This window comes from Rahnella sp. RcJ3, assembly GCF_009498575.1.
Classification (GTDB): Bacteria; Pseudomonadota; Gammaproteobacteria; order Enterobacterales; family Enterobacteriaceae; genus Rahnella; species Rahnella aceris.
This window is the reverse complement of sequence record NZ_QSNX01000005.1, coordinates 284,781-297,188: the sequence shown is the minus strand read 5'-3', so window position 1 is coordinate 297,188 and position 12,408 is coordinate 284,781. Positions and strand designations below refer to the sequence as shown.

The following is a 12,408-nucleotide window of genomic DNA, read 5'->3' as shown; positions in this document are numbered from 1 at the left end:
TGTATTATACAACTATCAGTCAAAATCCCGGGTAAACGCATGCCAGATCACGCCTTAATCGAAGAAATCCGTTCCTCCTCGCGCCTTATGGTACGCGAGCTGGGTTTTATGAACGCCACGCTGGCGGCCACAGAATATTCACCTTCTGCCGTACACAGCCTGGTGGAAATTGAAAATCAGGGCGCCATGACCGCCGCGCAACTGGTGCAGATCCTCGGGCTGGAAAAATCCAGCGTCAGCCGCATGCTTGCCCGTTTGCTGGCAGCGGGTGAACTGCAGGAAGTGCCGTCGGAAAATGATGCCAGAGTGAAACAACTGATACTGACGGAAAAGGGCAAGCAGACGGTCGGGCGGATCAATGAGTACGGTGCGATGCGCGTGATCAAGGCGCTGGAAAATCTGGATTCTGCGCAGCAACAGGCCGTCGCAAAAGGCCTGGCGGCGTATGCCCGCGCCCTTGAACGTTGTCGCGACGGGGACCCGGTCGCGCCCCAACACAACATTGAAATCGTCACGGGATATCAGCCGGGCATGATTGGCCGGATTGCGGAAATGCACGGCACGTATTACGCCAGTAATTACAACTTCGGGCATTTCTTCGAGGGAAAGGTTGCCAGCGGACTGGCCGAGTTCTGCGGGCGTTTGCATGAACCCTGCAACCAGGTCTGGCTGGCGGTCAGCAACGGGCGGGTGGTCGGTTCAGTGGCTATCGACGGTCAGGATCTGGGAAATAACGAAGCCCATCTGCGCTGGTTTATTCTTGATGACCGCTGCCGGGGAACGGGCATGGGCAGAAAACTGCTCAGTGAAGCGATAGCGTTTTGCGACGGGCGCGGATTCGACGCTGTTCAGCTCTGGACCTTCAGCGGCCTTCATGCTGCGCGACGTCTGTATGAATCCTTTGGTTTCGAACTGCTGAAAGAATGGCAGGGCGACCAGTGGGGCATGACGATGACCGAACAACAGTTCACCCGCCGGTCACCGCTTCATTCCGCTGTGACCTTTTCAGCTTCAGTTAAAGGCGATTTTATTGATTTATGAATATTTGCTGCAGGAACCGGTTTTCCGAGGAAATAGCCCTGACCAATATCACAGCCGAGTTCCTGTAAAATAATCAGCTGACTTTTATATTCAATGCCTTCAGCAACCACTTTTACGTTGAGGGCGTTGGCAAGGGAGAGAATAGAGCAAACAATCTTATTCTGTTTCTCATTAGTCTGGAATGTATCAATAAAACTCTTATCAATTTTTAATGTATCAAAGGGAAAGTCACAGAGCTGAGAAAGGCTTGAGTATCCGGTGCCAAAATCATCGAGAGCAATTTTAACGCCTGCGTCACGGAGTCTTTTAAGTGTATATCGGGCCAGATGTCTGTCGCTAAACAGCGCGCTTTCCGTGACTTCAATTTCCAGTTGTTCTGGCGGGAAACCCACATCATCAAGAATACCTATAATTCTTGATTTAAGATTTTTGTCACATAAAAGTAAAGGTGAAAGATTAAAGGACAACCGTTTGTCGGATGGCCATTTTAGCGCTTCAAGACATGCCTCCCGTAAGAGATATTCTGTCAGTTCTGTTATTGCTCCTGTGTCTTCAGCAAGCGCAATGAACTTCGACGGCGGGATGAACTTTCCCGCCGAGATTTCCCATCGGGCAAGGGCTTCAAAGCCTATGATTTTTTCTGATTTTAGATCCAACAAAGGCTGGTAATGACTCACAAAAACTTTGTTTTTCAAGGCTGATTTAAAATCACGTTCCAGTTGTGCCATGGATAATAAAGATTCTTCCATGCTCGCAGAGAATGCCCTGATCTGCTCTCTGCCAGCTTTTTTAGCAACATGCATTGCACAATCGGACTGTTGAATCACTTTCTTAAGATCGCACGAATCTTCCGGGGATCGTGAAATACCAATATTGGCTGAAATATTGAAGGTGAATACATCCAGATTAACCGGTGAACACAGGCTACGCATAACGCGCCCGGACAGCGAGGTCAGGTCGGTTTTGTCAATATTGGGTCTCAGGACAAGAAAATCATCGGCGGCTAATTTATAAACGCAGCCAGGGAAAATATTCAGCAGTCTTTCTGCTACGATCTTAAATATCTCATCATGATAGTCATGGCCGAAAATATCATTAATATCCTTCAGTCTGTTTATTTCAATGGTGAACACACCAAAACTACTTTTGTTTTCGTGGTTATATTGTGCGATGGTAGAGTTGAGTATGATTGTATTCGGCAGCCCTGTTACCGGATCATGACATTCAACCCAATGAAAATTCTTTTCAGCTTCCATTCGCCTTGCTATTTCCTTTTCCATTGCTTTTATTCTCATAAAAGAAAAAATAAGCCCAAGAAAACCCGTTATATTCAGGGTAATGAAAACTTCGTCTAAATTATAGACTTCATATGCTTTAAAAAAAGAATAGAAAACTTCATTCATATTAAAATACAGGGAAAATAAATAGGTTGCTATGAGTATCCCTATCCATACATAAAGCTCGACTTTTGCCTTATTGCGAAGCTTCTTTAACATATGCAACCTCAAAATAAGTTAACAGAGTCAGTAAAATCATTTATCTGCATGTGTTATCGGCATTCTGATGGGGCTATTTAGCCCGGATAAGATTTTTTTTAAATAATGGGGCTACTTATTATGATTTTTGCGGGGGTGATCACTCTGGGCAACGGCACAGCGGAAAGCTTTTATCGTCCGTAAATGACCTTATAAGCGTGAAGTCAGGGGGATTTATGATAATAAAATCAGGATGTCATCAGTAAGGTACGTCTGTGTTTAGGGTATGAAGGCCACCGGCCGGACAGGGCCGGTGGCCTGATATTACTTGATTTCGGTGACGAAGTTTTCACGGCTGCGGCGAACTTTCTTCAGGTTCACCAGCCAGTCGCCCTCGTGGGCGCGGTAGCCCAGCGGCAGAATCACTACGCTGCGCAGGTTTTTGTCTTTCAGGCCCAGGATTTCATCCACGGCAGCAGGATCAAACCCTTCCATTGGCGTCGCATCCACTTCTTCAAACGCGGCGGCGATCAGCGCGGCGCCCAGACCGATATAGGCCTGACGTGCAGCGGCCTGATAATTCGCTTCGGTACCGCGTTCAGCGACAATGCTCAGCAGTTTCTGGCGGTAGTTTTCCCAGCCTTCGTTTTTAAAACCGCGAACCTCGTTGGTCAGGTCGAACATCATGTTCACGCGTTCTGGCGTGATGTCATCCCATGCCGCGAACACCAGCAGGTGAGAACAGTCGGTGACCTGCGCCTGATCCCAGGCAACGGTGCGGATTTTTGCGCGGATATCCGGATTAGTGACTACCAGCAGTTCGAAGGGTTGCAGACCGCTTGAGGTCGGTGCCAGACGCACGGCCTCAATAATATTTTCAATCTTTTCAGCCGGAACCGTTTTGGCCGCATCAAACTTCTTGGTTGCGTATCGCCATGCCAGTTTTTCGTTTAAGGTCGTCATCTTTTTTTCCTGAAGGATAAATTTGGAAGCGGGGGATTGCCTGTGACAATTATTCCCAAATAGCCGCCCGATAATCGCATGAACCGAATCCGGGAGTTTATACTTTTGAGCCTTGATAAAGACCGCCGTCAGTGAAAATCTGCAGGGTTAGCACACAGTTGTCAGCCGCTGGCGAAAAAATAAACTCAACGCTATCCCTGTAAACAGGCTACTATGAATCTAATTGCCCGCTGAGGGTGACTCATCTTTTCGGCCTCCCTGTCCCTTACCCATTTTCTTATCAAGTGAACTCTCATCGCAGCTCAGGCAACTGCCTTATCGGGTCCGCCTAAGGTATGCTGACATGAAAAATGCTGTGATTAACTGGTTCAAAATTAAAAGAGCACCCCCTGTTATTAGCCATACCCGGCGTCATCGCGCCAGCGCACTGGCGCACCCCGTACCGATCAGCGCCGAGCTTTTCTCCGCAGATCAGATGGAACGGTTCGGCGGCAAACTCGCACTCTCCCACAAACTCTCCGGCAAAAAACTTCCTTACTACCTGCTAAAGCGCCTCGACGATAACGAAAAGGTTTTAACGCGCAGTTGCCTGATCCTCAGCAGTGGAGAAAAAGCGGGCATTACCCCGGCCGGTGAATGGTTACTCGATAACTTCTATCTGATCGAAGAACAAATCCGTCTGGTGCGCCAGCTGTTACCGAAAAACTTTGGCAAGGGGTTGCCTTCACTGGGTTTACCGCATTCCTGCCCGCGCATTTATGACATTGCGACCGAGGTTGTCAGCCACAGCGACGGCCTGTGGGACATCAAAACCCTGACCCGTTTTCTCTCGACTTATCAGAGTGTGCGCCCGCTGACGCTCGGGGAGTTATGGGCGTTTCCGGGTATGCTGCGCCTGGCGCTGATCGAGAATTTACGCCGGGTCAGTATTGAAGTGGCGAATGCGCAGCAGGAACGTAATCTGGCCGATTTCTGGGTCAATAAATTGCAGGACAGCGCGGAAAACGATCCCGCCAGTCAGATCATCGTGATTGCTGATATGGCGCGCACCAATCCGCCGCGTAGCAGCGCTTTCGTGGCCGAACTGGTGCGCCGGTTGCAGGGGCACGGTTCGATGCTGGCGCTGCCGCTGACCTGGGTAGAGCAGCGGCTGAGTGAAGTCGGGCTGACCCAGCGTGAAGTGATCGATAAATTTAATCAGCAGCTTGCTGCCAGCCAGCTTTCTGTCAGCAACAGCATTATGGGTTTGCGGCAGTTGACCGAAATGGACTGGGCAGAATTCGCCGAAAACCTCAGCGTGGTGGAGAAAGTCCTGCGTGAGGATCCGGCCGGTATTTATGCCTCCATGCACTTTGATACCCGCGATAACTACCGCCATCAGATTGAACAGTTGTCGCGCCATTCCCTGCACGATGAGGCGTTTGTCGCCAGCCGCGCGGTGGCGCTGGCACAACAGGCAACGGATTCCTTTCAGCAACAACATGTCGGTTACTATCTGATTGATGCCGGGCGCAAGACGCTGGAGAAAGATTTGCAGGTGAGGTTTTCGCTGCAAACCCGCATCCGCAGCCGCCTCAGCCAGACACCGCTGCTTTCGTGGCTCGGCAGCCTGCTGCTGCTGACCACCGCCATCACCGCCGAGGTGCTATATCACACCGTGCATCCCGGCATGCACTGGGCATGGTGGCTGTTACTGGGGCCGGTAGTGCTGGTCGCCAGCCAGTTTGCGCTGAATCTGCTCAGTGAAATCACCACCCGTAGCCGCACACCGCAACCGCTGCCCCGACTGGAATTCGTCGGCGGCATCCCGGAACACGCCAGTACCCTGGTAGTGATCCCCTGTCTGCTGGGTAGCCGGAAAAATATTGATGCACTGATCAGCAGCCTCGAAGTCTGTTATCTCGGCAATGTTCTGTCACACCTGAATTTTGCGCTGCTCACCGATTTTCACGACAACCCTGAACAGCACAACGAGGACAACGATGCGTTGCTGAGCTACGCCACGCAGCAGATCCAGACCCTCAACCGACGCTATACCGACGCACAAGGGCCGTTATTTACGTTGTTGCATCGCGACAGTGAAATGAATGCGGCGCAGAGCGTGTGGATGGGATATGAGCGCAAACGCGGCAAGCTGAATGCGCTGAACCGCTGGTTGCGCGGCGAAGGTGAGCCGTTCTCCCGGGTGGAAGGCCGCACACAGGCGCAACTGCGCCAGGTGAAATACGTGATCACCCTCGACAGCGACACGGTGCTGCCGCGTGCGACTGCACATCAGCTGGTCGCCGCCATGGCCCATCCGCTCAATCATCCGGTTTATGACACTGAACGCCAGCGGGTGATTTCGGGTTACGCCATTCTTCAGCCCCGCCTGGCCGAAGAAATCCCCGAAAACGGGCAGGGGCGTTACGCCGCATTATGCAGCAGCGTGCCGGGCAATGATCCGTATTCGTCGATGTCCTCCGATATCTATCAGGACTTATTCGGCGAAGGCTCATTTGTCGGCAAAGGGATTTACGACGTTGATATGTTCATCCGGGCAACAGAAAATACCTGCCCGGAAAATTTAGTGCTCAGTCACGACCTGCTGGAAGGGTGTTATGCGCGTTCGGGCATGCTCAGCGATGTGGTGTTATACGAGCAGTATCCGGATCATTATCTGGCGGATGTGGCGCGTAAAACCCGCTGGATCCGTGGCGACTGGCAATTGCTGAACTGGCTGGGTTTTCGTGTCACGCAGGAAGATGGCACGCGGACCCGCAACCCGCTGACCACGCTTTCCCGCTGGAAATTGTTCGATAACCTGCGCCGCAGCCTTATCGCTCCCGCGCTGCTGACCCTCATTTTTTGCACGCTGTTGCTGGTGCCGAACAAGCTTTACTGGCTGGGCTTTATCACCAGTATGCTACTTTTCCCGGTGGTGGTCGCGCTGGTGCTGGATCTCTTCAACAAAGGCTCACGCCGCAAGGTCATTGCCCATCTGAAAAGTGTGGCATCCGCTACCCTCAGCCGTTGTTCGCGGATTTTGCTCCAGTTAATGACTCTGCCGCACGAAGCCGTGTATTCAATACACGCCATTTTGCTGACCCTGTGGCGGCTGAATGTCAGCCACAGGATGTTGCATGAATGGGCGAGTGTGAATATCGGCGAGAAATCCCGTGCGCACTCGCAGGTCTATTTCTATCGCCGGATGTGGGCGAATCTGCTGGCTGGTGTGGCCGTGATTATGCTGGCCGCCGGTGCGCATCCGCCGTTACTGTGGTTTGCCTTGCCGCTGGGTCTGCTGTGGCTTGTCGCGCCGCTGGTGATGTGCTGGATGAGCCGGCCTGCCGTCAGGCAGAAACCGGGCATTGATGCGCAGCAACAGCGTTTCCTCCGTCAGACCGCACGTGAAACCTGGTACTTTTTCGAAACGTTCGTCAATGCTGAGGAAAACTGGCTGCCGCCCGACAATTTCCAGGAAATTCCGCAGCCGGTGATTGCGCACCGTACCTCGCCGACCAACATTGGCCTGTCGTTGCTGGCGAATATCACCGCGTGGGATTTCGGCTACATTACGCAGGGTGAGGTGCTGGAACGTACCAGCCAGACACTCGATACGCTGGATAAACTCGAGCATTTTCGGGGTCATCTTTATAACTGGTACGACACGCGCACGCTGGCACCGCTCAATCCGCGCTACATTTCCAGCGTTGACAGCGGCAATCTGGCCGGGCATCTGCTGACGCTCAGCAGCGGATTACGGTTATGGCGCACGCAGCCCGCGCTGAATATGACCGCGTGGCTGGCCGGGCTGGCCGATACGCTGAACATGGCGGAAAGCCAGACCGACGAACTGCTGATGACTAAATTGCGGGAAAGCCTGAAACAGGCCACCGCAGCCAAAGCCGCTGAAAGTATTACCTACCTGCAGGATATGCACGGCCTGATCGCTGCGTCGGCGCAGGGCTGGCAACAACGGCTGGCAACACAGCTCGCGACCGGCATTAAAGAGTGGTCAGATTTTTATGGTGCGCTGCCGGCGGAGGCTCAAAATCAACCGCTGCCAACGCTGCACTGGCTGGCGCAACAGGATGCCCGGACGTCACCGCTGTTATCCCGCTCTATCGGGCTGGCGCGTCAGCGGCTGGACATCATCGGTGAACTCGAACAGCGCCTGAACGAGCATGCGCACATGGATTTCCGCTTCCTGTATGACAAAAATACCCACCTGCTGACCGTCGGTTACAATTGTGACGCCCATAAAATGGACAGCGGAAAGTACGATCTGCTGCCGTCGGAAATCCGTCTGACGAATTACGTCACCATCGCCACCAATCAGTTGCCGCAAAAAAGCTGGTTCGCCCTCGGGCGTCTGTTCACCGTGATCGACAAACAGCCGTCGCTGATGTCGTGGAGCGGCTCAATGTTTGAATATCTGATGCCACAACTGGTGATGCCAGCGTATCCCGATACGCTGCTGGTGCAGATGTGTCAGACCGCCGTTGACCGGCAAATTGCCTGGGGTAAGGAAAATAACGTGCCCTGGGGGATTTCTGAATCGGCGTATGCGGCCTTTGATCTCAACCAGAACTACCAGTATCACGCCTTCGGTGTGCCGGGCCTCGGTCTTAAACGCGGCCTGGGTGAAGATATGGTCGTCGCGCCTTACGCAACGATGATGGCGCTGATGATCCGCCCGCAGGAAGCCTGTGTGAATCTGCTGGAACTGGAGAATTGCGGCGCCCGCGGTGAATACGGTTTCTATGATGCACTGGATTACAGCCCGTCACGTCTGGTGCGCGGGCAGATTTACATCGTGGTGCGTTCCTACATGGCGCACCACCAGGGCATGGGATTCCTGGCGCTGGCTAACGTGTTGCTCGGCGCGCCGATGACCGCACGCTTTGCGGCCAACGCGGCGTTCCAGTCCGCCCGTTTACTGTTACAGGAACGCGTGCCGGATGCCGTCGAGCTTTACAGCCCGCGTCGTCACTTCGAATCGCACGACAATATGCTGCAAAAAGTGAACGTGGAATTGCGTGAATTCACCGACGTCGACAGCCCGTCGCCGGAAATTCAGCTGCTTTCCAATACCCATTACCATCTGATGGTCACGCAGGCGGGCGGCAGTGTCAGTCGCTGGAAAGACCTGACCCTGACCCGCTGGCGCGAAGATGCCACCCGCGATAACCGCGGCATCTTCTGCTACGTCAGCGATCCTGAATCGGGTGCAGTGACCAGTAATACCTGGCAACCGCTCGGTAAACAGAAGGGAACCTACCACGCGGTACTGACCGATTTTGGCGCAGAGTTTACCCGTACCCGCGGCCTGCTGACCCTGCAGACGCATATCGTGGTATCACCGGAAGATGACGTCGAAATCCGCCGTATGACGGTCACACATAATGGCCGCCATTCGCGTACGCTGGATATCACCACGTATGCCGAAGTGGTGCTGGCACCCGCCGCCAACGACGCGGCCCATCCTGCGTTCAGTAATTTGTTTGTACAAACCGAACTGGTGCCTGCGCAGGAGGGGATTCTGTGTCACCGGCGACCACGCGAACCGGATGAGGCCTGTCCGTGGATGTTCCACATGATGGCTATCCACGGTGCGGTGGAACGGGAAACGTCATTTGAAACCGATCGCGCGGCCTTTATCGGGCGTGGCAACACCGCCGCCAGTCCGCAGGCAATGCAGAAGGGCGGAACACTCGGTAACAGTGCCGGTGCGGTGCTGGATCCGGTGATGGCGATTCGTCAGCGCATCCGGCTCAGACCCGGTGTGCCGGTGATTATCGACATGGTTTACGGCATCAGCGACACGCGCCTGCAAAGCCTGATGTTGCTGGAAAAATATCGCGACCATCATATTGCTGACCGGGTATTTGAAATCGCCTGGTCGCACAGTCAGGTAGTGCTGCGCCAGCTTAATGCCTCGGAAGATGATGCCGGGCTGTTTAACCGTCTGGCGGGGGCGCTGATTTTTGCCAGTCAGGAAATGCGCGGCGATGCACAGTCGGTCGCCGCCAACCGTCGCGGGCAATCCGGTCTGTGGGGACAGTCGCTTTCCGGCGATCTGCCGATTGTACTGCTGACCATGACCAGCAACGAAAATATCGGGCTGGTGACGTTGCTGATCCGTGCGCACCATTACTGGCGTCTGAAAGGATTAAAAGTCGATCTGGTGCTGTTGTGTAATGATTCCGGCGGTTATCAGCAGGCGCTGCAAAACCAGATCCTCAGCCTGGTGGCATCCGGCGCGGGGTCCAGCCAGACCGATATTCCGGGCGGAATTTTCGTGCGTAACGGCGAGCAGATGACACCGGATGACCGCATGCTGCTGATGAGCGTGGCGCATGTGGTGATCGACGACCGCCGTGGCAGTCTGGACGATCAGCTGAATCAGCGGACACAAACACCGCTCGTTTCCCTGCCCGCGTTGGTGCCGGTGCGTACGGTCAATGACAGTCAGCCGGTGATGTCGCCGCCACGTGAACTGGCCTGTTTCAACGGGCTGGGCGGTTTCTCGCCGGATGGTCGTGAATATCAGATTGTGCTTAACGAAGGTCAGACCACGCCTGCCCCGTGGTCGAACGTGCTGGCAAATGCCAGCTTTGGTACGGTGATTTCAGAAAGCGCGCAGGCGTATACCTGGTATGAAAATGCCCACGAATACCGCTTAACGCCGTGGGAAAATGACCCGGTCAGCGACAGTTCCGGCGAAGCCTTTTATCTGCGCGATGAGGACAGCGGCAGCGTCTGGTCGCCTGCACCGTTACCGGTTCGCGGCATCGGCGGTTACGTCACCCGCCATGGTTTCGGTTACAGTTGCTTCGAACATACCGAGCGGGGCATTTCCAGTGAAATGACGGTATTAGTTGCCGAACATGCGCCGGTCAAACTGATTATCATGACCCTGACTAACCTCTCCGGCAGGCCGCGCAGATTGTCGGTGACCGGTTATGCCGAATGGGTGATGGCGGATTTACGTGCCAAGTCCGCGATGCATATCGTGACCTCGGCAGCGCACGTAGTAAAAGGTTGCGGCGTACTGGCGACCAATCATTACACCAGCAACGGCTCTGAACGCACCGCTTTCTTTGCGGTCACCGGCGCACATTGCTCGGTCAGCGGTGACCGTCGCGAGTTCTTTGGTCGCACCGGTTCTGCGGCCATGCCCGCAGCCATGAAAAATCAGCGTCTTTCCGATAAAACCGGTGCGGCGCTGGATCCTTGTGGCGCGGTGCAGTCGGCCACAACGCTTATCGACGGCGACCAGCGCACCTTTATTTTCGCGCTGGGTCTGGGGCAGAATGCCGCAGATGCCGAAGCGCTCATTCATCAGTATCTTGAGGAAGGCGCGGCGCAGGCTGAGCTGGATCGCATTCATCATCACTGGCATCAGGTGCTGGATAAAATTCAGATCACCACGCCGGATAAATCGGTTGATTTGCTCGCCAACGGCTGGCTGATTTACCAGACCTTAGCCAGCCGGATCCTGGCGCGCAGCGGCTATTATCAGTCCGGCGGGGCGTTCGGTTTCCGTGACCAGTTGCAGGATACGCTGGCGCTAAGCCACGCGGCGCCGGAACGGATGCGCGAACAGGTCCTCTTATGTGCGTCGAGGCAGTTCATTGAAGGCGATGTCCAGCACTGGTGGCATCCGCCAACCGGCAACGGCGTGCGTACCCGCTGTTCTGACGACTATCTCTGGCTGCCGCTGGCCATCAGCCATTACATCACGGTCACCGGCGATCATGGCATTGCCGAAGAATCCGTGCCTTATCTCGAGGCACGTTTGCTGGAGGCGGGTGAGGAGTCGTTCTACGAGCAACCGCAGGTCAGCGCAACGCAGGAAAGTCTCTGGCAGCACGGTGTGCGTGCGCTGAAGCATGGTCTGAAAATGGGTGAGCACGGACTGCCGCTGATGGGCGCGGGAGACTGGAATGACGGCATGAATCTGGTGGGGCTGGGCGGGCGCGGGGAAAGTGTCTGGCTGGGCTTTTTCCTCTACGACGTTCTGCAACGTTATGGCGCACTGGCAGAAGAGCGTCAGGACATCGCTATCGCCACCCTGTGCCGCGAGCAGTCGGCGCTGCTGAAGCAAAACCTCAACAACCATGCGTGGGACGGTGAGTGGTATCTGCGCGGTTATTTCGACAGCGGTGAAACGCTGGGTTCGCATATGAACGACGAATGCCAGATAGATGCTATCGCGCAAAGTTGGTCGGTGCTTTCCGGAGCCGGTACACCTGAACGCACCGCCAGCGCCATGCGGTCAGTCGATCAGCGTCTGGTCGATAACGATGCGGGGTTGATCAGATTACTGACGCCACCATTTGACGGCAACGGCCCGAATCCGGGATATATCCGCGGATATCTGCCGGGTGTGCGTGAAAACGGCGGGCAGTATACCCACGGAGCTATCTGGGCGGTGATGGCGTTTGCCCGACAGGGCAACACCGAACGCGCCTGGGAACTGATGTCGATGATTAACCCGATCAATCACAGCCTCACGCCGGAGGCGGTCAGCCGCTATAAAGGGGAACCGTATGTGATTTCCGCCGATATTTATTCGGTCGATCCGCACAGCGGTCGCGCGGGCTGGAGCTGGTATACCGGTTCTGCGGGCTGGACATACCGGTTGATCACCGAATCATTGCTGGGCATTACACGCCATGGCGATGCTATCGCCATCCACAGCAAATTGCCTGCGCTGTGGCCGGAAATCACGGTGACGTATCAGCAAGGCAGCAGCCGTTACCTGATAACGGTACGGCACAACACAGGCGACTACTGTGTCACGCTGGATGGCCATGCCCTGGACGGTGATCTGATCCCGCTGACGGATGACGGTAACGAGCATCAGGTGGTGGTCGAACTGGGGAGCCGGGCAGAAAATGCGTAAACAGGTAATGTGAAGCATTAGTTTTATGGATATCAT

The 12,408-nt window shown here is 54.7% G+C and carries 4 protein-coding genes; 2 read left to right on the top strand and 2 right to left on the bottom strand.

Annotation, left to right across the window (positions count from 1 at the left end; genetic code table 11):
- The first annotated feature begins 39 nt into the window (after positions 1-39).
- Positions 40-1,041, top strand: coding sequence for a bifunctional helix-turn-helix transcriptional regulator/GNAT family N-acetyltransferase (locus DXU84_RS09275; protein ID WP_013575607.1), 1,002 nt, complete (start codon positions 40-42; stop codon positions 1,039-1,041).
- Here DXU84_RS09275 and DXU84_RS09270 read toward each other — a convergent pair.
- Together DXU84_RS09270 and DXU84_RS09265 are read right to left on the bottom strand one after the other, a co-directional pair.
- Positions 987-2,537: a bifunctional diguanylate cyclase/phosphodiesterase gene (locus DXU84_RS09270; RefSeq protein WP_153375486.1), complete on the bottom strand. Its 1,551-nt coding sequence runs from the start codon at positions 2,535-2,537 to the stop codon at positions 987-989. The two genes, DXU84_RS09275 and DXU84_RS09270, sit on opposite strands and share 55 nt — an antisense overlap.
- Positions 2,538-2,840: 303 nt before the next feature.
- Positions 2,841-3,479 carry a nitroreductase family protein gene (locus tag DXU84_RS09265; RefSeq protein ID WP_013575605.1) on the bottom strand — a complete coding sequence of 213 codons (639 nt, stop codon included), beginning with the start codon at positions 3,477-3,479 and terminating at the stop codon, positions 2,841-2,843.
- 343 nt (positions 3,480-3,822) lie between these two features.
- Here DXU84_RS09265 and DXU84_RS09260 point away from each other — a divergent pair, with 343 nt between their 5' ends.
- Complete coding sequence (locus tag DXU84_RS09260; protein WP_153375484.1) at positions 3,823-12,372, top strand: GH36-type glycosyl hydrolase domain-containing protein; 8,550 nt, start codon at positions 3,823-3,825, stop codon at positions 12,370-12,372.
- Positions 12,373-12,408 lie beyond the last annotated feature (36 nt).

Bases quoted from the DNA above. Each gene is read 5' to 3' on its own strand.
- DXU84_RS09265 (WP_013575605.1), bottom strand. From the start codon at position 3,479: ATGACGACCTTAAACGAAAAACTGGCATGGCGATACGCAACCAAGAAG.
- DXU84_RS09275 (WP_013575607.1), top strand. From the start codon at position 40: ATGCCAGATCACGCCTTAATCGAAGAAATCCGTTCCTCCTCGCGCCTT.
- DXU84_RS09260 (WP_153375484.1), top strand. From the start codon at position 3,823: ATGAAAAATGCTGTGATTAACTGGTTCAAAATTAAAAGAGCACCCCCT.
- DXU84_RS09270 (WP_153375486.1), bottom strand. From the start codon at position 2,537: ATGTTAAAGAAGCTTCGCAATAAGGCAAAAGTCGAGCTTTATGTATGG.